The sequence below is a fragment of the Bacteroidales bacterium genome, assembly GCA_016707785.1.
GTDB lineage: Bacteria > Bacteroidota > Bacteroidia > Bacteroidales > UBA4417 > UBA4417.
In genome coordinates, this window is record JADJGZ010000002.1 from 190,904 (window position 1) to 215,728 (window position 24,825).

Here is a 24,825-nt window from a genome sequence, read left to right on the forward strand (position 1 = left end):
GAATATCTCAAAAATTATTTTTTCTCAATCTTGCCTTCACGGCGTTCTTCCCATAATTGCTTGAAACTCTTTTCTGCCATTTCAGGTAATGCTCTTCTTTCTCCCCAGGCTTTGGCTAAAAATCGCTTCATTAGTTTGTTCTTGGTTTTTCCACTGGTCATATCCAGTAAATTCCGATGCAACATAGCCGTTTTATATCCTTTGAAAATAATCCTGTCAATTCTCCGGGTATAGCCATCTTTGACCGAATCACTGCGATTATAAAGCAAAAGCTCATGCAAATTGATTTTTACAGGGCATACTTCAGTACAGGATCCACAAAGTGAAGAGGCAAAACTCAGGTGTTTATAATCCTTCATTCCTTTTAACCAGGGAGTAATAACAGCGCCTATGGGGCCACTATAAGTAGTTCCATAAGCATGTCCTCCGATATTCCGGTAAATGGGACAAGCATTGAGGCAGGCTCCGCAACGGATACAGCCCAATGCCCGACGCTGGTTCTTCTTTCCCAGGATTTCTGTTCGGTAATTATCAAGGAGGACTACATACATCTCTTCAGGACCATCAGTTTCATCTTCCTGCCTAGGCCCAGAAATAATAGAATTGTAAACTGTAATTTTCTGACCGGTACCATGGGTGGCAAGTAATGGCCAGAATAAATCCAGGTCTGCCATCCTTGGAATCAGCTTTTCAATCCCTGCAACTACAATATGCACCTTAGGGAAAGATATACTCATCATTCCATTGCCTTCATTTTCTGTAAGACAAACAGAACCTGTGTCAGCCAACAGGAAATTGGCTCCGGTTATTCCTACCTCAGCATTATAGAATTTGTCACGGAGCTTTTGCCTGACAAATGCCGTGATCTCCTGTGGACTGCTATTGGGGTCCAGATCAAATTTATCGTGAAATAAAGCGGCAACATCCTCCTTCGACATATGCATTGCCGGAGTAACAATATGATAAGGATGCTCCCCGGCAAGCTGAACAATGTATTCTCCAAGATCCGTTTCAAGAGATTCAATACCCTGCTTCGAAAGATGCTCATTAAGCTCGATTTCTTCCGTAACCATGGTTTTCGACTTCACTACATGAGTCGCATTATGTTTCTTAAGAATCTTTATGATCTCCTTAACTGCCTCATCAGCATCAACAGCCCAGATCACCTTACCTCCCCTTGACTGGAAATTTGATTCAAAGTCAAGAAGATATTTTGGTAAATCAATGATTACCTTGTTTTTAAGATGAGCAGCCCTCTGTTTTGCCAATTCAAGGTTGTCATATTGCAATTTTCCATTCGCTACTGCTGCATCATATCTCGACATATTGAACTGGATCTTTTTCCTGTGATCCTTATCAAATGCCTTTTTTGCAGCATCCTTCATGAATTTATGGTAGATTTCACTCATCTTTTTCCTTTGCTTCCAGAATAATTGATTAAAGAAGACCCGCTATTTTATTGACTCTGCCCAAATGCCGTCCACCTTCAAAATCAGCAGTGAGAAACATCATGCATGCATTAAAAGCCTCTTCCATACTGATAAACCTTGAAGGTAAGCATAGTAGGTTAGCATCATTATGAGCCCGGGCTAAACGGGCCAGTTCCGAATTCCAGCATAAAGCAGCACGGACTCCATTATACTTATTGGCTGTGATACACATTCCATTTCCGCTTCCACAAATTAGGATAGCTGCACTATATTGCCCCTGATCAACTGATGATGCTACCGGATGTGCTACATCCGGATAATCCATGCTATCAAGACTATATGTCCCAAAATCCCTGATTGAATATCCATTTTCAGCAAGTTTGATCTTCAAGTATTCCTTGAGATCATATCCAGCATGGTCACAACCCAGAGCAAGTGTTTTCGATTTTTCAAACATTGTTAATAAATTAATACTGCAAAATTACTAATTAAAGCCCCATGGTTTTTGATTTCCTTTCTAATTAGGCATTTAGCTTAGATGGTAAAAATAGCGCCATTTACTATGATATTCATTTACAACCACAAAGAGTTTTTAAACGTAAACTGTTAATAAGTGAGTACTTTTGTTACTTAAATGGGGATAAAAGTTGAAGGTTATTAACAAAATGGCGTAAACAGGCCAATTTTGGGCTTGGTCAGAGAAGATATCCTCTTTTTTCAGTGGATTTGGGTATCATTATCAACAGGATTTTGGATTAAAAATCCTGACCATTTATCAGGTGAAAAGGTTATGAACCGAGTGTTAATAAATAGCTAAAAACCTCAAAATCAAAAACTGCTGCATTAATTTATTGTTAATAAGATGTGTAGAAATGGCTCATTGATTGTTTTCAAAATAAATGTTCACTTATTTTTGAACACTATCAACAGCTATATATCTATAACATATTCTTTAAATTAAAAAAAATATACATTAATAGGTTAAATAGGGAAGAATAGAAAATGACTGCTTCAGATTTAGAAAAAAAAATACAGGAAATCAAAGTTAGGAAAAACGCAGTAATCCTTGCTCACTATTACCAGGTACCCGAAATACAGGATATCGCAGATTATATTGGCGATAGTTTGCAATTATCACAACAGGCTGCTGCTACCAATGCTGATATAATTGTTTTTGCAGGTGTTCATTTTATGGCTGAAACTGCAAAAATACTCTCCCCTTCCAAAAAAGTATTACTTCCAGATCTGGAAGCAGGCTGTTCACTGGCAAGCAGCGCTCCTGCCGATAAATTTGAAGAGTTTGTGAAAGCACATGCTGATCATAAGGTCATTTCCTATATCAATTGCTCAGCCGAAGTGAAAGCTTTATCTGATGTAATTGTTACATCCAGCAATGCTATGAAAATTGTGAATTCATTCCCTCTAGATCAGAAGTTGATCTTCGCTCCTGATAAAAATCTTGGCGCTTATATCAATGGCCAGACAGGTAGAAATATGTTGCTGTGGGAAGGTGCCTGTGAAGTTCATGAAACTATTTCAACTGAAAGAATCATTAAACTGAAAATGGAAAACCCGGATGCAATACTGATTGCTCATCCCGAATGTAAAGCCCCGGTCCTCATTCTTGCCGACTTCGTTGGTTCTACAGCCGCCATGCTTAAATTTACCCAAACCAGTTCAGCCCGTAAATTCATCGTTGCTACAGAAACAGGGATTATTCATCAAATGCAAAAATTATCACCTGATAAGGAATTCCTTGTAGTACCTGCAGATGAAACCTGTTCTTGCAACGATTGTCCATATATGAAACTTAATACGATGGAGAAACTGTATCTTTGTATGGAACATGAAAAACCTGAAATCTTACTTTCTGATGCATTAATAGAGAAAGCCAGAAAGCCAATTATGAGAATGCTTGAACTTTCAAAGTAAAAAATTATTGCTGATTATAATGTCAAAACCTTGTCATACTAAGTTGATATACAAATTATTACTCGCCGGATTTATATTGATTTCAGGCTTGATGCCCGAATTGGTTTTTTCTCAAATTCAGCAGGACAGCGTTTTGAAAGATGGATATATTGTTTTCTATTATCCGGGTGGACAAAAATCGAGTGAGGGGTTTATGCGGTCCGGTAAACCTGACGGCTATTGGAAAACATATTATGAATCAGGAAATATTAAATCAGAAGGTAACCGTAGAAATTTTGAATTGGATAGTACCTGGAAGTTCTATGATGATTCCGCTCAACTTAAAGTCACAATAGATTATAGAAACGGACGTAAAAATGGTTTGAAAACCACTTATAATCCTGATGAAATTATAGAAGAAAATTATGTGGACGACACCAGGCAGGGAAATACAAATTATCTCTATCCTGACGGAAAATTACGAATGTATATTCCATTCATCGATGGCCTCGAAGAAGGTATTTCAAAGGAATTTGCAAAAGATGGCACTGTTATTACCTATGTAGAATATAAAAAAGGCTTCATGGTGAGCCGTGAACGGATTAACCGAAAGGACCGTAACGGATGGAAGCAGGGAAGATGGAAATTTTTCTATGAAAATGGATTGGTGAAGTTGGATGGTGTGTATAAGGATGATAAGAAAAACGGCTACTTCAAGGAGTATGATGAAAAAGGATTGCTGCTGACTGTTAAGAAATTTATTAATGACAACGAGGAAAAAGAGGCCCCTGAACTGACAAGCCTTGCAGTGAAAACAGATTATTACCCGTCAGGAAAAATTAAAACTGTAGCCAGTTATAATGGAGAAGTCCCTGAAGGCGTGAGAAGGGAATACAGTGAAGAAGGAAAAATTACTTCTGCATATATATTTCGTAAAGGAAATATGATCGGAGAAGGAATCGTGGATGAAGAAGGCAACCGCCATGGTCCCTGGAAAGAATTCTATGAAGATGGAACCCTTCGTTCTGTAGGAACTTATGATCAGGGTATCAGAATTGGAGACTGGAAGTTTTATTATTCAAACGGAAAACTGGAACAACAGGGAAAGTATAGTAAAAAAGGAAAATTCGACGGTCAATGGACCTGGTACTTCGAGGATGGTTCCATTCAAAGAGAGCAGTCTTTTATTGCAGGCCTGGAAGATGGAGAATACCTGGAATATAATGAAACCGGCAAACTGATGGTTAAAGGTCAATATGTTGAAGGCCTGGAAGAAGGGGAATGGGTGTTTGATTTTGGCCAGTATAAGGAAACCGGAGCCTACAGGAGTGGAATGCGATATGGAAACTGGAAATCCTATTACCCTGATGGAGTTTTACGTTTCGAAGGTGAATTTATTGATGATAATATGAACGGTAAAGTAGCCTGGTACTGGCCTAACGGAAAAATTAGGGAAACTGGAAATTACCTTAATGGCAGTCGGCAAGGTGACTGGACTTTCCTGAATGAAGATGGAACTCCCTCAATAGTTATTGGATATCAGAACGATGCTGAAAAGAGGTATGACGGCATTGTGATTAAACCTTCTTTCGAAGAGTAATATTCCTGTTATTTATTTGCTTATCTTGAAATCAGAATCCTTGATTCTATTATCATTCCTTGCTTATTCAGCACTGAAACAAGGTAAATACCCTTTGCTTCAATGGGGCCATCCATTTGAAACAACTGATCCTGGATTGTCAAAGGATAGTCTGCCAGGACCTTTCCGCACATATCTGAAATCGTCAGCTGGTATCTATCGCCGTCTAGAGGAAACTGACTTTTAATCCTGAAAGATGCTGTGCAAGGATTAGGATACACAGTGAACCAATCTTTTCAGAGGAAGTTTTTTGTTGAAATTCTTCTTCTCCGAGGATCACCCCGTTTTCGTTGTATATGGAAATCCCGCAATCAGTACCTCCAATCCATACATTATTGGCCAGGTCTACCTTCAGATCAAGCATCAAGCCATCGAGAATACCGGAATGCTCATAATCCATCACTTCCCAGGTTTGTCCGTCAAACCTGACCAGGTTATCAAATCCACTTATTATCCATAATACACCGTTTGAATCCTTGTCAACTGCTTGAATACGGGCATCTGGCAAAGGTGAATTATCAGGGGTATAGATTTCCCAGTTGTTATTCTGGAAGCGGACCAGTCCCTCCCCGGTTGCCAGCCATATCACATCCTCACTTACTGCCATGTCATTGATGTGGGCCGAAGGCAATGGGGAATTATTACTTGTGTATGAGGTCCAGGAAGAACCATTCCAAATATTAAAAGCAGCGGGGCTTCCAGCCAGTAAGTGTCCTTCATTGTCAATGTCGAGGCATTCAACCGTCATTGATGGGAAATTCCCATGATATGCGGAATAAAAAACAGTGTCTGAGGCATTCATACTGACTAAGCCGGGGTATTCTGCTGCCCATAGGGTGTTTTGCGGGTCTGTGATCATGGCTGTGATTTCAGAATGGAAATAAGGATCCGGTGGAAGATTCTTCCGATGCCAGGAACCGTCTTCATAGCTGGATACAGCATGATTCAATCCGGCTATCACTTTTCCTGTTAGATCTGCTGTAACACAATTGGAATACAGGTAAGAAACATCATCCATTGTAAATGCACTCCATTCATTATTAAAGAACTTCTGAATACCTGAGTAGGATGTTGCTATCCAGGTGGATCCATCTTCCTGATGCAGAATATCATTCACGTTATAACCTTTGAACCCTGTTTCTTCAATATCGAGCAAGTGCCAGTCCGAACCGTCAAACCTGGCAGATTCCATGGCAGAGATATATAATTCATCCGACTCGTCAACAGCAAGGTATTTCACCTGGTAAAGAGTATCAACCGGCGACAGCACATCCTGCAAGTTCCAGTTCATACCATCATAATAATACAGGTCACCCGCGGTTGTTGAAAGCCAGTAATGGCCGGTGGAGGTTTCATCAAATGAAGAAACATAATTAAGCCTTTTCCCGGGAACCAGTGTGTCATAGACCTCCCAGTCTGTAAAATCAGTTACAGTAATTCCAAACAAGGAATGGGCGATCCACACCCTACCATCGGGCAATACCTTGATGGTTGAAATATAATTGCTAAGCATTGGAGAATTACTACCGCTGTATTGGATAAAGTTGGTTCCATCATAGGCCCAGAGCCCTTCTGCATGGATCAGGACTCGGTCATTTGCATCTATTGCAATATCATAGGGCAGGAAAAGGATGGTACTCATTGGTTCCAGCGAAATCGACTGCCAGCTGGCACCATCATACTTAACCAGGAAGTGTTCGAAACCAAACCAAATATTGTTTTGTGAATCGACTGCAACTGATACGGCAATATCATTGGGAGGGGGGTATTTCCGGTATGATACCAACTCCAGTTTTCACCCTCAAGGCAGGCAATGCCCCTGCTGTCAGAAACAATCCAGAGTCTGCCTGAATGATCAAGGCACATATCAATAATTCTTGTGAAAGGTATGGCAGAATTGGCGTGGTTGTAATAAACCGTGTCTTCTGTCAGTTTGTTGATGCAGGTCAAACCTCCCCTTCCGCAAAACCATATCTTATCTCCATCAGGCAAGATTTTTCGGGGCATTCTTGTATCGGAAATATCTTTCCAATGAAGCTGGGCAAATGTAAAGACTGCAAGAAAGCAAAGCGGGAACACTAAAATGAGCTTTTTCATAACCTGATTACAAATTCTTGAATCTAGTAATTCAACATATAAATTTAGGCTTATAATGAATAGCTTTCTAATCAAACTTAAGTGAAATATTATTGTTGATTATGTGGACTAAAAATTTAATACATGATAAATACATCCATGTGGGCAAAGGCTCTTAAAGTCATCCCACAAATTACCAAAGAAGAATGGAATGGCCTCGACATTATTTCAAGATGGCTGATCGCCAGTCGTGCTGCCGTTTTCATTATGACTGCCCTCGCCGGTGCCATTGGCGGGCTTCTTGCCTATCGCAACGGGAACTTCTCATGGCATTTATTTGCCCTGTCAGTTCTCGGAATAATTCTGGCCCATGCTACCAATAACCTGCTAAATGACTATGTTGACCATGCAAAGGGGGTGGATAAGAATAATTATTTCCGCTCACAGTATGGCCCACAACCCCTGGAACACGGACTTCTTTCTAAATCCAAATTCATGGGTTATATCATTGTAACCGGACTCATTGCTACACTTATCGGTGTTTACCTCATCCTTGTCACCGGGACTACTGCACTCCTGCTTTTTGTAGTTGGTGCGTTATTCTTATTGTTCTATACCTGGCCCCTTAAATATTATGGCCTGGGGGAACCTTCAGTAATCCTGGTTTGGGGGCCTCTTATGGTAGGAGGCACTTATTTTGTCGTATCGGGTGGACAATGGGATAACTGGGTAGTACTGGTAAGTCTGGTGTATGCCCTGGGACCCACCACTGTCCTTTTTGGAAAACATACCGATAAACTCAAAGAAGATAAAGCAAAGGGTATTTATACACTTCCTGTAATTTTGGGTCAGAAGTTGGCCAGGTATAGCACTATTGTATTGTGGTTTTTACAATACATATTTGTAGCCGCCCTGGTATTTTCCGGAAAATTGGGCATCCCCATGCTTTTGGTTGTGTTTGCAATCCCCATGCTCATTTCAACGATCAGGATATATGTAAAACCTCGTCCTCTAGCTAAACCGGAAGGACCGGAAGGAGAAGGCTGGCCTCTTTACCTGGTATCTCATGCATTTATTTACAACCGCAGATTTGGTTTGCTTTTCCTTTTAGGACTAATTCTGGATGTAACTTTCTTTAAGTTGGGAATCTTGCAGATATTCTAATTTCTGAAATAAACCAATAAGAAGGTCTCAAACCTGTTCATCAACTTTTAAACTGCTGAAATTATTGTAGTTGAGGTTTTTGAGGTTTGAGATCTTCTTCTTTATACTAACACTGAAATTTTCGTTGGCAAATTAAAGTTCATATCCCTGCACTTCCACAAAAGCAATTCCCATCAAACTTTTTGACCAGGTTGCCGGATCTGAATCCTGTATAAAATAGGTTCCTGGCTCTAGTACAATTTTTGGTTCAATAATCCATTTGCCATTTGTAGTTCCATTGCTTCCATTTTTGCCTGTGGCCTTGTAAACACCTAAAACAGTCCCGTTTTTTGAACTGATGGTAATGGTACCCGCTGATGAGGTACCCTGGTTATCATTGTAATGATCCGTAATGATTCTGGTGATAATCATTTTTTGAGTCACAGAAAAACGGGCAGGGTTTTTGGGATTCTTGTATTTTGGAAACTCCTTATTAATCGACGAATAAACGATCTTCTTCTCTTTTCCTTCAATTGGAGCAGGTTTTACTATCTGTTCCTGGGCTTTCGGGGTATTCTGCTGTTCTTTATCGCTTTCTTTCTTTTGATTCTGAACGGGTTTGTTCTTCCCCGCATTTATGGTTTTGTTTGATTTAATAGCAGGTTGAATGGGCTTTTCTTTCTCTTTTTTGACTTCCGTAATTTCAATAGCTTCAGAAACACTATCAGTGCCGGTATTATCCTGCAAAGCTGCTGCAACTGTGTCCCCTGAAGTACTTTCATCTATCATAAGCGTGGAATCAATGGAGCTGTTCTCTTCCAAAGGTTGATAGGAAATAAGGTTGTATCCAATCATCACAACTATTCCCAGGAGTAGCAGGATGATAGAAATCCTCAGAAATGCAGGAAATTTCTTTTTCTTGTTTTCTTCAGGGTTGTGGACATCAAGTGCTGGGGTTACCGGTTCCGATTCAGTTATACCGGAAGTATTAGTTTCCGGTATTTCAGGGTTTGATATTTCATGATGGACTTCTTCAGCCGGAATGGAATAGCCACATTGAGCGCAGAAACGATCACCCTGAGACAAATTATTTCCACATTGAGGGCAAAATTTCATATTCTTGATTCTTGACTTCTGAATTCTTGAATTCTTTCAGCTGTTTGTCTTTGAAGTATTAAAAGATCAGTTTAAAGATGCCTCCCAGGATAAGATTTAAAGCGAAATAGATGATCACATAACTGATGATGGAAATCACCAGGTACCCGGTTACTTTATCTTCAGGAGTATTCTTTAAAACGGGAATTCCCTGCTTTAGTATATAAATAGAGTAAAAGACTCCGAGGAAAAAGACTATGGAAGAGAGGAAATTTACCAGGTTGAAAATTCCTAGTATCCATACCGGGGTGATGGAATAGGAAGCCAACTGAAATGATTTTCCCGGATTTGTTTCTGATTCGAAACTGGGAGCAAGCCGGTCTATCACCCAGGCATAGCAATAAACCCCTGTAAGAGCACCTAATAACTGAACCATAGCTTTTACTATCCCGGTCTCTAAACTCCTGCTGGTGACCCCCCAGGAGGTTATACCGATCACTCCATACAGAACCACATAGGCTATAGCCGGGATGCAGGCTAAAATCAAAACATAGCCTAAAAGTAATTTCTTTTTATCTGCAGGCTCTTTATCAATGATATACCATTCATCCTTTGGTTTTAACATAATTCCTTTAACCCTGTTCAGCAAACTCTTGCCGGCAGTTGCCGGTTCGGTAAAATTCCCGGGTGTTTCATCTATTGGATCTTCTGATTTTTCCCCGAATACTTCATTTGTTGCCTGATCTGAAACTTTAGGCAGAGGGGAAACGATCTCAAATTGTACGACATTGAAACCACATGAAGAACAAAAGTTTGCTCCTTCTATGAGTTCTGCTCCACAACGAGTACATGATTTCATAATTTTCTGATTATTGATGAAATATGGGTAAGTTTCTGAGTATCCAGTAGGCTATTACAATCACAAACATTGAAATAATGGCAATTTTTCCAAAAAGGATTTTTCTGAGCCGTGGGTATCGTTCTCTTAACCGGGTGTAGTCAAAGGCAAATCCCAGGAGGATATACGGAATTGCAGTTACCAGTAAAGGATTTGATAAAAATGCATGCTTAAAGTCGAGGTTCAGTAAATGATGCACCGCTCGTTGCGACCCGCAACCCGGGCATTTATAACCAGTAATCCAATAAAAGGGACACTTCGGAAAAAAGTTATAGTCAGCCGGATCCAGTGAATAATAAATCAGGATCAGGATAAACAATATCAATGCAATCAATGGCCATTTATATGTCCTGGAGATTGGGTACATTTTTTAATGCTGTAGCAAGGATGAGTCCATAAAAAATAGCAAAGAGTACGAAAAATACCAGTCCGCAGATAAAACCGATCTTAACCCATTTTGCGGCAAGTTTGGAGACTCTGTTTGCCTCGGTTAAATTACCGGCAGAAATAGCCGATTCAACCAGCGCTGCATATACTATCGCTACAACACCAAAGGGTTGGCAACAAAAAAGTGTAACAAGTATGGCTTCAATGAACCAGGATTTAGGAACACCTCCCGGTATAGTACCGTAAGTTCGTGATGAAATTGCAGGGGCAGGGGGTGGAGTAGCATTCTCCGCATTCATTGCAGAAAACAGACCTGTTAATTCAGGTAATTCTGAAGCAGCTGTCCAACCACTCAATCCACTATACCATATCCGGGTAGAAGGCGACAGGTTTTTCTCCTTTAACTGGTCCAGGGTATAAGGACCAAAATTTGTTACACCATCAGTATAATAGTATTCCATTGCTATAAATGTTTGTTATATATTGTATTATTTGGAAGGCAGAATTCTTGCTTTTTACCTATCAAATATAATGAATTTGAATTACCACTTCTTTTTGGCAACCAAATCCCTGACTTGCTCGAAATCCATTTGTTTTTTCTGCAAATCAATCTTCTTTACTTTGATTCTGATTGAATCTCCCAGCCTGTATACCTTTCCGGAACGCTGACCAATGATCCTGTAATTTTCATCATCAAGGTAATAGAAATCATCATTCATATTTCTTAACGGGATCATTCCTTCACATTTACTCTCTACCAATTCCACATAAATGCCCCATTTACTTACTCCTGAAATCAGTCCATCGAACTCCTGCCCTATTTTATCAAGCATATACTCTGCTTGTTTATATTTAGTACTGGCCCTTTCTGCCTCCATTGCCTTTCTCTCCATCTCCGAAGAGTGAACACAATAACCTTCGTATTCTTCCTTATTTACACTGGGTTTTCCTTCCAGGTAATGCTGGAGCAAGCGATGAACCATAAGGTCAGGATATCGCCTGATAGGGGAAGTAAAATGGGTATAAAAATTAAAGGCTAATCCATAATGTCCAATATTATGGGTTGAATATTCAGCCCTCATCATGGTCCGGATAGCGATAGACTCAATCATATTCTCCTCCCCTTTTCCGATGATCCTCTCAAAAAGCTGATTAAATGAAGTAGAGATACTCTTTCGGCTGGTGGTTAGGAATTTATATCCTAACTTCTTCAGGAACTCTGAAAAATTAGCCAGTTTGTCGGGATTGGGTTCATCATGAATACGATAGACAAAAGTTTTTGCTTCCCCCTCCCCTTTCTTATCACCAATTCGCTGTGCTACCTTCCGGTTTGCCAGGAGCATGAAATCTTCGATCAGCCAGTTAGCTTCTTTTTGTTCCTTGATCATTACTCCCAGGGGTTTTCCCTTCTCATCGAGCTTAAATTTCACCTCCTGCGATTTAAAAGCTATGGCTCCTTTCCTGAAGCGATCTTCCCTTAACCTGGACGACAATTTATGCAGTACCATCAACTCATCCTTGAATTCACCTTCCGCACCCTCAATCATCACCTGAACCTCTTCATAAGCATACCGCCTGTTGGAGTTGATAACAGTTTTACCATACCACTCATCCAGGATTTCAGCTTTTTCATTCAGTTTAAAAACGGCCGAAAAACATAATTTATCCTCGCCGGGGCGTAAGGAGCAAACCAGGTTCGACAATTGTTCAGGTAACATAGGAATGGTCCTGTCGACCAGGTATATTGAGGTTCCCCTTTCAAAAGCCTCTTTATCAATAGCAGAGCCGGGACGCACGAAATGAGAAACATCAGCAATATGTACACCGACCTCCCAATTGCCATCCGGTAATTTCTTAAGTGAAAGGGCATCATCAAAGTCTTTGGCATCTACCGGGTCGATGGTACAGGTCCAGACATTTCTGAAATCACGCCTTTTCTTTGCTTCTGCTTCAGATACCTCATTCCTGATCTTTGATGCTTCTGTTTCAGCTGCTTTAGGGAATTGAAGAGGGAAATCGAATTCTGCAAGGATCGAATTCATCTCCACATTATTTTCCCCTGGTTCTCCCAATACATGAATGATCTCTCCAATTGGATTGGTTGCTTGCTCGGGCCATTCAGTTATTTTCGCAACTACTTTCTGCCCATGTTTGGCCCCTTTCAGACTATTGAGCGGTATATAAATATCCACAGGAATGCTTGCACTATCAGGAACCAGGAATGCAAAACGCTGGGATACATGAACGATACCAACAAACTGTTTTTTGGCCCGTTCTGTGATTTCAACAATCATACCTTCCGGTTTCCGGTCTTTCCGCTTTGGGAAAAGATGAACCTTAACTTTATCTCCATTCAAGGCATGATGAGTATTCCCTGCTGAAATAAATACATCTTCAGGAAGATCGGGTGTTATCACATAAGCTTTACCGGAAGATTTCATGTCTACTACTCCGGCAATAGTATTGGCCTTTGTAACCGCTGCAATCAACTGGGGGTTTAATTTATATTTCCCCCTGTTCGATTCAATCAGCGATCCCTGGGTGGAGAGTTCTTCAAGCGCTCTTCGGATCTGTTCTTTCTCCCTCTTATCAGTGATTCCCAGTTGGGAAGCGGTCTGACGATAATTAAATAAAGAGGTTGGACGCTCTGTAAAAAAGTTGAAAACCATGTTTACAAAAGCATTCCTTGAAACATCTGAGTTTGGGGTTTTATTTCGTTTTGTCATTGTCTGAATTTGAATAATTATTTAATACCTTTCGGTATGGCATCAATCAGCAGACGGGTATATTCTGATGTCGGAGCGGAGAACAGGGTATCGGAGTCACCGATTTCCTGGATTTTCCCGTTTTGCATCACCATAAGCCTGTCGCTCATATACCTGACTACCGAAAGATCGTGTGAAATGAATACATAAGTGAAATCATACTCCTTTTTCAGGTCATTCAAGAGATTCAGTACCTGTGCCTGCACAGACACATCTAAGGCTGAAACCGATTCATCACAGATAATAAACTCAGGCTCAACGGCAAGAGCCCGTGCAATACAAATCCTCTGGCGTTGTCCCCCGGAAAACTCATGTGGATAGCGGTAGAAATGGGATTCTTCCAATCCTACCTTTTTCAGTAATTCCAGGGTCATCGACTTTCTGACTGGGTCCTTCCCATGTAAACCATGAACCTGCATGGGTTCCATGATGGCATGTCCAGCTGTCAGCCTGGGATTAAGAGATGAATAAGGATCCTGGAAGATGATCTGAAGTTTCTTTCTCATCTTTCTCATTTCGGAAGACTTCAATCCGTTTAATTCCTGGTTCCCGTAATAGATTAATCCTTTTGTCGGTTCAATTAACCGTAACAAGGTCCTCCCCAAAGTTGTTTTGCCACAACCTGATTCTCCCACCAAACCCAGTGTTTCTCCCTGGTAAACTTCAAAAGAAACTTCATCAACAGCCTTCACTATATCGGGTTTTTTACCAAATAAACTTCTACTGCTTTTGAAATGGGTACTTATTCTTACTGCTTTTAAAAGTGGCCTTTTTGCATACAGTTTAGTATGCTGCAGGTCACGCTCAGCCTGACTCACAAAATCTTCAACTATGGGTTGCCCGGATAAGAAATCTGATATTACAGTTAAGCGTCGTGGCCGCTCTCCCAAAGGAGGCCTGCAGGCAAGCAAGCCTTTTGTATAAGGATGTTGAGGAGCATTGAATATTGATGAGATAGGGCCTTTTTCAACAATTTTTCCTTTCAGCATTACCAGCACTTCATCTGCTATTTCTGCAATAACACCAAGGTCATGAGAAATGAAAATGAGACTCATCCCATATTTTTTTTGCAGGGATTTGAGCAATTTCAGGATGGTTTTCTGCACTGTTACATCCAGTGCAGTGGTGGGTTCATCAGCAATGAGGATTTCCGGGTTGCAGGCAATAGCCATTGCAATCATAACTCTTTGTTTTTGTCCTCCTGAAAGCTGATGAGGATAGGAACGATATGCCTCTTCCGGCCGGGGCAAGAGTACCTCTTTAAAAAGTTCCAGGGTTCTTTCGCGGGCTTTTTTCCTGCTGATCTTTTCATGCTGTAAAAGCATCTCAATCAGTTGTTTGCCGCATCTGATCGATGGATTCAATGAAGTCATGGGTTCCTGGAAAATCATGGCAATACGTTTTCCCCTCCATGATCGCATCTCTTTTTCAGTTAGGTCAAGCAAATTGACAGCATCACCCTTCTGATCATTGAAGGTTATGGTCCCACTGCTTATTCTGCCCTGTGGTTGTTGTACAAGGCGCATAATGCTAAGAGAAGTTACTGATTTCCCTGACCCTGATTCACCGACAATGCCAAGTGAGGAACCCCGTTTAAGTGTAAATGAAATATCATCTACAGCTTTATATATTCCTCCTTCGTGGACGAATTCAACACTTAACCCGGTAACAGTTAATTGTGTATGCGAATGTGTTTTGTTTTGCGCCATCTCGGTGCAGTACTTTTCCCTCAAAGGTATGAAAAGTCAGCGGGATAAGGAAAAAACCCTGCCTGGCAGGAATGCCGCGACAGGGTTTTAGTCATTTTCTGAATTTCTGAACAATCAATGGATCCCTTTTAAACCAGCCATTGAAATGATCATTTGAACCATCTGCTGATGATTGAACCTGCTGGGATTGAGTATTACATCATATCCAAATGAATGTTCGCTTCCCTGGATCATACGCTGAACATACATCTGCCTTTGTTCATCCATTTTCCGGATATATTCCATGCTATATTCACGGCTATACTCCAGCTTTTTCATGACCTCTGAACATCTCCACTGAATAGGTGCTTCAAGCTTTATATGCAGTGAATGGGGTATGTGCTGACTTACTGTCGCTCCTCCCCTGCCCACAATGATCACATTTCCCTGTTCAGCAATCTGCCGGATTACTTCATACATGGTTTTCATGATTTTCTGATCACTTTTATGGGTGTGCGAGGAAAGGGCTTCAATAATCTGATCCATGATCCCTCTTTCCTTATCAGTAATAACCTGATTCAATTTTCCAGGGTCTAGGTTTAGCTTTTCAGCCGATTTTTCCAGGATTTCATGATTAATAAAATGCCAAACTGGGGCTTTCCCTGATTTTACAGCGATCTCATTCAATTGAGTACATAAGTCATGGGCCAGTTTACTGGCTCCACAACCTGCCTGACGGGAAAGGGTGATAACAGGTCCCAAATCCTTTGGTAATCCGTTTACCTCCTGACTGTGAGCAAATCGCTTGCTCATGTATTCGTAAAGTAGGTTTTCCATGGCTTTTGGTTTTAATTCTAATATGTTATCATTCACGTTTCCTTTCGGCAATATATCACTATTCTCCTAAAGAAATCCTGGAGCGAATCGCCTCTGTCTCCTTTTCATATCCGGGTTTACCTAAAAGTGCAAACATATTTTTCTTGTAGGCTTCCACTCCCGGTTGATCAAATGGATTAACCCCCAAAAGGTATCCACTTAATCCGCAGGCAAATTCGAAGAAATAGAGCAATTCACCTATTGAAGATTCATTCAGTTTTGGTATAGAAAGCGAAAGATTGGGCACTTCACCATCAATATGAGCCAGAACCGTACCAAGTGCGGCCATCTGGTTTACTTCATTCATTGTTTTGCCTGCAATGAAATTCATTCCATCAAGATCGGAAGGATCGTGCGGAACTTTCAGCAATCGTGCAGGTTGATCCACGGTAATAACAGTTTCAAAGATCATTCGTTGTCCATCCTGTATATATTGGCCCATAGAATGCAGATCAGTTGTAAAGCCAACTCCGGCAGGAAAAATTCCCTCCCCATCCTTTCCTTCACTTTCACCATAAAGCTGTTTCCACCATTCAGTAATATACATGAGAGAAGGTTCATAATTCACAAGAATCTCCACCTGTTTACCCATCCTGTAAAAGGAATTCCTTATGGCTGCATACCTGGCTGCAGGGTTATCAATAATGGATGGAGTTTCCATACACACTTTGCGCATTTCACGGGCTCCTTCAACCATTTGCCTGATGTCATAACCGGCTACCGCTATCGGCAATAATCCTACAGGTGTTAAAACCGAAAAGCGGCCACCAACATCATCAGGAATCACATAGGTTTTATAACCCTCATCATTGGAAAGTTTTTTCAACGCTCCACGTGATTGATCAGTAATAGAGAAAATCCTTTCACACGCCTGTTGTTTGCCATATTTTGATTCAAGGTGAGCCTTCAGGATACGGAAAGCAACAGCAGGCTCAGTGGTTGTTCCTGACTTTGAAATCACTGCCAGGGCATAATCTTTTTCATCAAGTAATTCCAGTAATGCTGAGTGATAATCCTGGCTGATACTATTTCCAGCATATACAATGATCGGTCCCTTACCGGCTCCTTTCTTCATAAAGCCGGAAAAAGGATGATTCAATGCTTCAATAACAGCTCTTGCTCCAAGGTAAGATCCGCCAATACCGATAACCACAAATACCTCTGCCATTTCCCTGATACGGCGGGCATCTTCTTCTATTCCGGATAGCAGTACTTCATCAATTTGTTCAGGCAGGTCAACCCATCCAAGGAATTCACTCCCCTTTCCGGTTTTATTGATCAACATATCATGGCTAACAGATACTTCATCCTGCATGATGAGCAATTCATCTTCCGTTAAAAACCCATTTGCATGCTCATGACTGAATTTAAGAGAAATCATATGTAATTTTTTAAGTTAAATTATTGGACAAAATACGCAAATACTATATAAAATTACAAAATCAAAAAGAGAATTATACCATTACCGTGTCTTTAAACCGGATTCTGCTATCAAACTCCATTGTTCAAAACACCCTTGCTTCGTAATTTTATCAATGGTTATTCAGGTTTTAACCAGAAATAAAAAGTGCGGCTATCAATGCCGCACTTTCTAAACAAACAACAAAACCAGTTAGTCTTAGAGCTTTCTACTTTTTCTTCATCACTCAATGAAACTTATTAAACCACCAAATCAGCTATTGAGATTAATGACTCAACTAACTAAAGTCAAAATTAAGCTTCATTCATCTAAAAGGGTGTTAATGAAATTTAAAAACCGTTAAAATTTGTTAAGCTCTCCACGATTTGATTCTGAGGCCGTTTAAATTTGCGTTCAATGAAGAAAAAGGTATTTATTATCATTATTGTCCTGACCTCTTTATCCATGGCCATCCTGATTGGAATCCAGGTGTATTGGATACGGAATTCCTTTCAACTGAGGGAGGCTAATTTCAGGAGAAGTGTTGATGAATCAGTTAATATGGCGCTTGCCAAATTGGAAACCCTGGAATTTGCCAAAAGAATGGGTTCCTTTGATTCATTACAGCATTATCTCTCTGGATTTTCTTCTGCCAATCTTCCTCAGATGCATGACAAAAATGCAATGCAAGCGATTGAAGATTCCTTAATAAAAAGAATTGATTCGGGAATTGAACAACCGGGAACCAGCCCTGATTTACTTAATTTAAACAATAGAAACACGCCCGGAAAACCAGAGATGAGGCCACCTCCTCCTTCATTTTTTCAAGATGGGGGTGAAAACCACCAACCGGGTCCCGATGGAATCCGTCGCCAGAATATGCTGATGAACCGTATCATGAACCAGGTCCTGGGATGGGGATCCAATAAGGATATCGAACAAAGGGTTACCATTGGATTAATTGATACCTTGCTTCGGGAAGAATTCATTACAAAGGGAATTACTATGTCCTATGAATTCGGAGTATTTAATCCGGCCAGGAATGTCATTGTCCTTGAAAAAACCGGGAAATATCATGACCTATTGCTCCAGAAAGGTTATTCTTTCCCAATGATGCCGGGGAGTGGAATCTCTTCCTCCGACTTCCTGCTGGTTTACTTTCCTGAAAAATCAAAGAATAGCTTCCTGAACCTATGGGGAATGCTGATCGTATCCTTATTGCTTGTTGTTATAATCATTTCTGCTTTTACCTATTCAATGTTTACCATTGTTCGCCAGCGGAAACTTTCGGAATTGAAGAATGATTTTATCAATAACATGACTCATGAATTTAAAACTCCGATTTCAACCGTATCCCTTGCCTGCCAGGCATTAACGGATAAAGACTTTCCCCGGTCGGAAGAAATGTATGATAGTTATATTCATATTATTGAAGATGAAAACAGGCGGTTAGGAGTAATGGCAGAGAAAATCCTTCAAACAGCCATCCTGGAAAAGGGCAAATTAAACCTCCGCATCGAAAACATTGATCTGCACGTGCTGATTTCAGATGTAATAAAAAATATTGCTATCCAGGTTGAAATTAGAGATGGATCTATTTCAACTGATTTCCAGGCAAGAAGTACTGTATTGAAGATCGATAGAATGCATATTTCTAACATGATCTATAACCTGCTGGATAATGCCAATAAATATTCACCCAGGAAACCACAGATCCTCGTATCAACCAGCGATTCGGAAAATGGAATATTGATCAGGATCAAAGACAATGGAATCGGAATCAATAAAGTAAATCAGAAAAAAATCTTTGAAAAATTATACCGTGTGCCTACCGGAGACGTTCACAATGTAAAAGGATTTGGTCTGGGGCTGAGTTATGTTAAATTTGTAGTAGAAAAACATGGGGGTAACATAACAGTAGAAAGTGAAATCAATAAAGGAAGTACCTTTTCAGTATTCCTGCCCATTAACCAGGTTGCAACCTGAAAAATAATGCAGGACTGTAAAATTATCATTGTTCAAAATTGTATTAATACATCGATATATGGAAAACGAAAAAACCAAAGTACTGCTTGCCGAAGATGACCGCAATCTCGGCAATATCCTGCGGACCTACCTGGAAGCAAAAGGATATTCTACACGGTTATTCGTGAATGGACAGGAAGCCAGTGATGCCTTCTCCAAAGAGCCTTTCGATTTTTGTATTGTGGATGTAATGATGCCGATTAAAGATGGTTTTACCCTGGCAAAAGATATCAGGAAAGTAGATTCACAAATCCCGATTTTATTCCTCACAGCTAAATCCCTCGAAGAAGATAAACTAAAGGGTTTTCAGTCCGGTGGTGACGACTACCTCACTAAACCCTTCAGCATGGAGGAATTATTAGCCAGGATGGAGGCTATACTTCGTCGGACGGTTACAAAAACATCTGCATCGGGGAATAAGGGAATACTGGAAATCGGAAATTTTGTTTTTGATTATAATCACCAGCTATTGACCATCAAAGGGGTAGAGCAAAAACTTACCTCTAAAGAAGCCGACCTTCTGAAACTACTTGGTGAGCACGTAAATAATGTTGTTGATAGAAGCTTTGCCCTGAACAGGATCTGGCAAAATGACAGCTATTTCAATGCCAGGAGTATGGATGTGTATGTGGCTAAACTGAGGAAATACCTAAAAGAAGACCCTTCCGTTGAACTGATCAATGTTCATGGTATTGGCTTCAAACTGGTTACCAATACTCCCAGCTAACTGCTATATAAATCCCTTTATTTTGCCATCCATCGGATAGCCTCTTTACTGCTTAAGGGAGACAATTCATGTGTTTGAACAAATTCAAGGACAGCTTGTGAATTATGTTTCGAGTATTCTCTAAGGGACCAACCAATTGCCTTACGGATAAAAAAATCCTTGTGTTGGGATAACCTTTCACATAATCCAAACAAAAGCTCTTCATCTGTTTCTTTTCTGTATTTCAGTTGGAATAACAAGCAGGTCCTTTGAAGCCACAGGTTCCCGGATTTCATCCATTCCTCAATTTGTGAAGTGATTAACTCGGGTCGTTTTTTCAATAGGGTTCCAACAATATTTGATGCTATAAAATCCACCGTATCCCACCATGATTTGTGGGTTATCATATAAGCGGCCAACGGAAGTACCACTTCTTCCCCTTTCTTTGCATAATATTCAATAATATCCATTGCTATATATTGCCATTCCCTCTCCGGCTTCTCCCAGGTATAATTTACGATTGCCTCAAGATGTTGCTTTTGAGGATACCCGTTGTTTCTGAAAAACTCCCGTGATATTGATTGGCGGATCGGAGCCGGCATACCGTAAAATTCAGCGATATCCTTCATGTAAGATCTGACAGACACAGCCCTTAAAGGATCCGCATTATTCTCAAATGCGATTTGAAGGGGTAAGAAATACTGCATATTTCAGGTTTATGATGACTCTCAGGTAAATCAGGAACCTGTCATTTGGTCTGTAAAAATAATGTTTTCATTTCCTGTTTAGTTAAAAATCACTTTTCTGGCCATTATCTCTGTACCGGATGTAGAAAACATCCTGAAGAAATAGATGCCTGCTTCCTGGTTTCTCTTGCTCCAGTTTCTTGTGTAATGACCAGCCGTTAATGGGAATTCATCAACTTTCTTTCCCAGGGTGTCAAACACGCATAATAATACTGTTTCCGGAATGGATACCTGAACTGTACATTCCCCCTGAGTAGGATTTGGATAAATATTCATCCCGAAACCTGGATTTTTTCCGGGTTCATTCAGTCCATAAGTTTTATCGATCACAGCTACAGTATATTCTCCCCTGAATAATGTATCAACTGTAAGGAAACCAATATTATTTGTTCCGATCCTTGAAAAAGCCGGCCGACTCCAGTCATTTTGATCATCTTTCCGGTAAAGGATAATAACCGAATCATTGGAGCTTGTAATAAGGGTATTGTCAAGATTGGATTTATTATAGAAAAATTTACCCCTGGCATTGAATCCTGCTGGAAAGTTCCCTTCAACTTTCCAGAAACGGGCATTTGAGATACTAACACCCGGTACTGCTGTATTGAAGTCATCTGGGGCAGCCCAGTTATGGGTAATTCTCACCCATGCTGAATCGGTAACGGAGGCGGTGATTAACCTGGCATAGGTATCCGTAAAATCAATCTCACCGGGTGATTTGATTACACTTCTAAAGGAGAGTGCCGCATCCGAAATTTTCTCGTTCATGTCTGGGATCACTTCAATAGGCTCAAAAGGAAGATGAAAAGTTTTTTCACCAATAGCTCCGGAGAAAATAAAAGTATCAGTAAATTCCTGCCAGTTTGCCCCGATGAAGGTTAGCTCAAGATGGTTGGAATTTGCATATTCCGTTGCCTCCTTTAATCGCTGTCTCACAGATACATTAACATCAAACCCATTCGAAACCTCCTGAACCTTCATATGCCCTATAGAAAAATTCATGAATCCCGGGGAAAAACCCATGCATTGAAAAAGTCATTCAGATCAACCCCGGTATAAGAACTCAGAAAATCGCGCAAATCACAAGTGGAGGCTGGTTTATATGCATAATGCTGTAAATAAGCCTTTATTCCGCTGAAAAATAACTCATCTCCAAGGTAATGCCTTAAGGTATGGGTTACCTGGCATCCCTTTTCATACACGGTGTTTCCATAAGTGATAGTCTGAGGAATTCCATAAACCGCAAAATAACCCCCATCCTTGATATGGGATTGTAGAATTACATTTTTCAATTTCAGACGAAGGTATTCCCTTGAGACCTCTTCTCCATACAATTCTTCCATATACAGGGATTCGCACCAAACCGCCCATCCCTCATTCAGCCACATATCTTCGGCTGAGGCACAGGTTACCATATCCCCGAACCACATATGTGAGAGTTCGTGGGCATACCACCACTCATTTGAAGTATTACCATTCCACCCGGAATAGGGATAGGATATATTGGCTGCATGTTCCATTGCACCTTCTGCTGTTGCTGTATATCCAACCCGCTCAAAAGGATAAGGGCCAAAGTGAGTTTCATAGGCCTGCAGGATATCCTTCATATGAACGAAGGTTCCGGCAACTTTTAAGGTATCTGATGGGCGGCAATAATAGGTAATGGGGACCTCTTTGCTAATTCCCTGGAACTGGTCAGAAACAAGGGAATAAGTTCCGATTGAAGCCGAAATCAGGTAGGTGGGAAGGGAATATTGTGTTTTCCAATGCCAGGTGGAGGTATTATTGCCATGATCTGTAATTTCACTCAGCAATCCTCCCGAAATAGCTGACATTTGAGAAGGTATAGTAAGATATACATCATACAACGCACGATCCCTGAAATCATCTATGCAAGGAAACCAGGCTTTACCCAGGTTATGTGGAATGGCATCAAAACCTACTCCAAGGTTAAAAGCATAATTTCCCGAAAAATGAAAACCACCCCATCCTGACGGATCAACAAAAGGAGAGCCTTGATAGTATACCCTGATTTCAAGGGTATCAGAAGACATGATGGGTGATTCAAGTGGGATAGATAAGATAGGATCAGAGTACGAAAAAATGGAAACAGGGGTATTCCCGACAAAAATGGAATCAATGTTTAGTGAAGTTAACTCGAGTTTTATCTCTGTGAGCCCATCTACCCCAGGCTTTAGCTGTACTTTAGTGTAACCTTTAATAATCTTTGTCGTCAAATCGATTTCGGTGAGATGAATGTCATAATGCAAGGCATCTATCGAGTCACTATAAATTATTTCTGTTGCTGATTGACAATTATTTTGAGAGAAAAGTGGTTTAATAAGTAGCAGCGACAAAAAAAATGTTAAAAAAATAACAAACTTAAGGTTGTTCATAGTTGTTTGATATAGGTATCACATAACTTTGTATACTGAATCGCAATGATATTGTGAAGCGGTATCATTTCAGATTCACTTATGCCGTTGCATTCAGTAAACTATTATTGGCAAAATGAAATTACAACGGTATAAAGGTAATTTAAAATCCCTCTTCAGCCTTTTTCAGGTGATCTGATAATTCCCAATTCTTTTATGAAAAAAACAATTCTTTTATTCTTGTCTTTGTTCATCTTCATTTCAGCACAATCGCAGGAAATATGGACACTTGAGAAGTGCATAGAATACGCACTTTCAAACAATATCCAGATAAAACAGCAAAAGCTGCAGGTAGATGCAACCCAGGCAGATGTTTTGCAAAATAAATTAACCATGCTGCCATCACTAAATGGCTTTGCCAGCCATGGTTATAACTATGGTAAAACCGTCGACCGATTTACCAATACCTTTGCATCTGAACGGGTGCGTTCAAATAACTTTTATTTGTCCTCTTCCATTAGCCTCTTTGATGGCTTCCAGAAATTAAATCAGTTGAGATTAAGCCAATCTAATCTTGAAGCAGGTCATTACGACCTGGATAAATTTATGGATGATATTTCCCTCGGAATTGCTACCGCATATCTCCAGATTCTGTATTACAAGGAATTAACAAGAACTGCTGAAAATCAGTTAAATGCTACTGATTTGCAAGTAGCCCGCCTCAGAAAACTGGTGAATGCCGGCGCTTTGGCACAAGGTGACCTATACACCATTGAAGCACAGAGGGCAGCTGAAAACTCTGCAGTTGTTGAAGCCAGTAACAACCTTGATCTTGCATACCTCACCCTTACACAAATGCTTGATCTGCCCCGCAATACTCAATTTGAAATTGAATCCCCAAACCTGGAACTGGGCGCTCAGCCTGGAATACTGATGAAACCTGAACAGGTATTCGATTATGCACTGGAGACTCAACCTTCAATCAAAAGTGCAGAATCAAGGGTTAAAAGTTCAGAATATAGCCTGCTTATTGCCAAAGGGGGGCAATCACCCACCCTGACTATGCAGGGTTCTGTCGGGACAGGTTATTCAGGTGCTGCCCAGATAGTGGACTCTTATACTACTTTTATTCCGGACGTTACCCAAACCCTGCCGACTTCGTTTATTCCCGGACCTGATGGCCAACCACAGCAGTATGTCTGGAACCTTGGCGCATCACCGGAATATAAAACCAAAGCCTTTAAAGATCAATTCAACGATAATATCAACCAATCGATCTCCCTGAACCTGAATGTCCCCATTTTTAATGGCTGGGTTACCCGGACATCAATCAGCAAAGCTAAAATGAACCTTGAAAATACCAGGTATAACCTGGAATTAAGTAAACTCGACTTACGGAAAACCATTGAACAGGCTTATGCCGATTCTAAAGCTGCTTTAAATAAATATGAATCCTCGCTTTCCGGGGTCGAAGCTGCCAAAGAATCCTACAGGTATGCAGAGCAAAAATTCAATGTAGGTGTGATGAACTCGGTGGATTATAATAATTCAAAAAAGGACTTCGAAAAGGCCGAATCTGAATTACTCAGGGCAAAATATGAATTTATATTCAAGACAACTGTCCTTGATTTCTACATGGGAAAACCTATCTCCTTGAAAAGAAAATAGC

22 protein-coding genes are annotated in these 24,825 nt (G+C 40.4%); 6 read left to right on the forward strand and 16 right to left on the reverse strand.

Annotated features, from left to right (window positions below):
• Positions 1-14 precede the first annotated feature (14 nt).
• Both IPH84_02505 and rpiB read right to left on the reverse strand, forming a co-directional pair.
• Positions 15-1,409 carry an iron-sulfur cluster-binding protein gene (locus tag IPH84_02505; GenBank protein MBK7172112.1) on the reverse strand — a complete coding sequence of 465 codons (1,395 nt, stop codon included), beginning with the start codon at positions 1,407-1,409 and terminating at the stop codon, positions 15-17.
• Between the two features lie 28 nt (positions 1,410-1,437).
• Positions 1,438-1,887, reverse strand: coding sequence for a ribose 5-phosphate isomerase B (rpiB, locus tag IPH84_02510; GenBank protein MBK7172113.1), 450 nt, complete (start codon positions 1,885-1,887; stop codon positions 1,438-1,440).
• A gap of 545 nt (positions 1,888-2,432) precedes the next feature.
• On the opposite strand from rpiB, the gene nadA reads away from it, so the two are divergent.
• Both nadA and IPH84_02520 read left to right on the forward strand, forming a co-directional pair.
• Positions 2,433-3,362 (forward strand): quinolinate synthase NadA, encoded by a 930-nt coding sequence (nadA, locus tag IPH84_02515; protein MBK7172114.1) that lies wholly within the window; start codon positions 2,433-2,435, stop codon positions 3,360-3,362.
• Positions 3,363-3,453: 91 nt separating this feature from the next.
• On the forward strand, positions 3,454-4,941 hold the full coding sequence (locus IPH84_02520; protein ID MBK7172115.1) for a toxin-antitoxin system YwqK family antitoxin: 1,488 nt from the start codon (positions 3,454-3,456) through the stop codon (positions 4,939-4,941).
• Between the two features lie 20 nt (positions 4,942-4,961).
• Here IPH84_02520 and IPH84_02525 read toward each other — a convergent pair whose 3' ends face one another.
• From IPH84_02525 to IPH84_02535, 3 genes are read right to left on the reverse strand one after another with little or no spacing between them, the layout of a single operon-like run.
• Positions 4,962-5,201 (reverse strand): T9SS type A sorting domain-containing protein, encoded by a 240-nt coding sequence (locus IPH84_02525; GenBank protein ID MBK7172116.1) that lies wholly within the window; start codon positions 5,199-5,201, stop codon positions 4,962-4,964.
• Positions 5,147-6,622 (reverse strand): hypothetical protein, encoded by a 1,476-nt coding sequence (locus IPH84_02530; protein ID MBK7172117.1) that lies wholly within the window; start codon positions 6,620-6,622, stop codon positions 5,147-5,149. Before IPH84_02530 ends, IPH84_02525 begins: the two co-directional genes overlap by 55 nt.
• The gene (locus IPH84_02535; GenBank protein MBK7172118.1) at positions 6,619-7,077 is read right to left on the reverse strand and encodes a hypothetical protein; all 459 of its coding nucleotides are present in this window, start codon (positions 7,075-7,077) and stop codon (positions 6,619-6,621) included. The genes IPH84_02530 and IPH84_02535 overlap by 4 nt, the downstream gene beginning before the upstream one ends.
• 123 nt (positions 7,078-7,200) lie before the next feature.
• On the opposite strand from IPH84_02535, the gene IPH84_02540 reads away from it, so the two are divergent.
• On the forward strand, positions 7,201-8,220 hold the full coding sequence (locus IPH84_02540) for a prenyltransferase (GenBank protein ID MBK7172119.1): 1,020 nt from the start codon (positions 7,201-7,203) through the stop codon (positions 8,218-8,220).
• A 132-nt stretch (positions 8,221-8,352) separates the two neighbouring features.
• Here IPH84_02540 and IPH84_02545 read toward each other — a convergent pair whose 3' ends face one another.
• The 8 genes from IPH84_02545 to IPH84_02580 all read right to left on the reverse strand — a co-directional run bounded on the left by IPH84_02545 (position 8,353) and on the right by IPH84_02580 (position 17,289).
• Positions 8,353-9,315, reverse strand: coding sequence for a zinc-ribbon domain-containing protein (locus tag IPH84_02545; protein ID MBK7172120.1), 963 nt, complete (start codon positions 9,313-9,315; stop codon positions 8,353-8,355).
• A gap of 58 nt (positions 9,316-9,373) precedes the next feature.
• Positions 9,374-10,153, reverse strand: a complete 780-nt coding sequence (locus tag IPH84_02550) for a YIP1 family protein (GenBank protein ID MBK7172121.1) — start codon at positions 10,151-10,153, stop codon at positions 9,374-9,376.
• Between the two features lie 10 nt (positions 10,154-10,163).
• The gene (locus IPH84_02555) at positions 10,164-10,559 is read right to left on the reverse strand and encodes a DUF2752 domain-containing protein (GenBank protein MBK7172122.1); all 396 of its coding nucleotides are present in this window, start codon (positions 10,557-10,559) and stop codon (positions 10,164-10,166) included.
• Positions 10,534-11,040 carry a CD225/dispanin family protein gene (locus IPH84_02560; GenBank protein MBK7172123.1) on the reverse strand — a complete coding sequence of 169 codons (507 nt, stop codon included), beginning with the start codon at positions 11,038-11,040 and terminating at the stop codon, positions 10,534-10,536. Before IPH84_02560 ends, IPH84_02555 begins: the two co-directional genes overlap by 26 nt.
• 81 nt (positions 11,041-11,121) lie before the next feature.
• A complete protein-coding gene (gene rnr, locus IPH84_02565; protein ID MBK7172124.1) occupies positions 11,122-13,248 on the reverse strand; it encodes a ribonuclease R in 2,127 nt (708 codons plus the stop codon).
• A 74-nt stretch (positions 13,249-13,322) separates the two neighbouring features.
• Positions 13,323-15,053: an ABC transporter ATP-binding protein gene (locus tag IPH84_02570; protein MBK7172125.1), complete on the reverse strand. Its 1,731-nt coding sequence runs from the start codon at positions 15,051-15,053 to the stop codon at positions 13,323-13,325.
• A 114-nt stretch (positions 15,054-15,167) separates the two neighbouring features.
• Positions 15,168-15,869, reverse strand: coding sequence for a cytidylate kinase-like family protein (locus IPH84_02575; GenBank protein MBK7172126.1), 702 nt, complete (start codon positions 15,867-15,869; stop codon positions 15,168-15,170).
• A 58-nt stretch (positions 15,870-15,927) separates the two neighbouring features.
• Positions 15,928-17,289 carry a glucose-6-phosphate isomerase gene (locus IPH84_02580; protein ID MBK7172127.1) on the reverse strand — a complete coding sequence of 454 codons (1,362 nt, stop codon included), beginning with the start codon at positions 17,287-17,289 and terminating at the stop codon, positions 15,928-15,930.
• 435 nt (positions 17,290-17,724) lie between these two features.
• On the opposite strand from IPH84_02580, the gene IPH84_02585 reads away from it, so the two are divergent.
• A complete protein-coding gene (locus IPH84_02585; GenBank protein MBK7172128.1) occupies positions 17,725-19,293 on the forward strand; it encodes a HAMP domain-containing histidine kinase in 1,569 nt (522 codons plus the stop codon).
• 58 nt (positions 19,294-19,351) lie between these two features.
• Positions 19,352-20,059 carry a response regulator transcription factor gene (locus tag IPH84_02590; protein MBK7172129.1) on the forward strand — a complete coding sequence of 236 codons (708 nt, stop codon included), beginning with the start codon at positions 19,352-19,354 and terminating at the stop codon, positions 20,057-20,059.
• Positions 20,060-20,076: 17 nt separating this feature from the next.
• Here IPH84_02590 and IPH84_02595 read toward each other — a convergent pair whose 3' ends face one another.
• The 3 genes from IPH84_02595 to IPH84_02605 all read right to left on the reverse strand — a co-directional run bounded on the left by IPH84_02595 (position 20,077) and on the right by IPH84_02605 (position 23,138).
• Positions 20,077-20,745, reverse strand: a complete 669-nt coding sequence (locus IPH84_02595) for a DNA alkylation repair protein (protein MBK7172130.1) — start codon at positions 20,743-20,745, stop codon at positions 20,077-20,079.
• Positions 20,746-20,823: 78 nt separating this feature from the next.
• Complete coding sequence (locus IPH84_02600; protein ID MBK7172131.1) at positions 20,824-21,783, reverse strand: T9SS type A sorting domain-containing protein; 960 nt, start codon at positions 21,781-21,783, stop codon at positions 20,824-20,826.
• Positions 21,780-23,138 (reverse strand): M1 family metallopeptidase, encoded by a 1,359-nt coding sequence (locus tag IPH84_02605; protein ID MBK7172132.1) that lies wholly within the window; start codon positions 23,136-23,138, stop codon positions 21,780-21,782. Before IPH84_02605 ends, IPH84_02600 begins: the two co-directional genes overlap by 4 nt.
• 234 nt (positions 23,139-23,372) lie before the next feature.
• Between IPH84_02605 and IPH84_02610 the strand changes: the two genes are divergently transcribed.
• Positions 23,373-24,824 carry a TolC family protein gene (locus IPH84_02610; protein ID MBK7172133.1) on the forward strand — a complete coding sequence of 484 codons (1,452 nt, stop codon included), beginning with the start codon at positions 23,373-23,375 and terminating at the stop codon, positions 24,822-24,824.
• The last annotated feature ends 1 nt before the right edge of the window (position 24,825 follow it).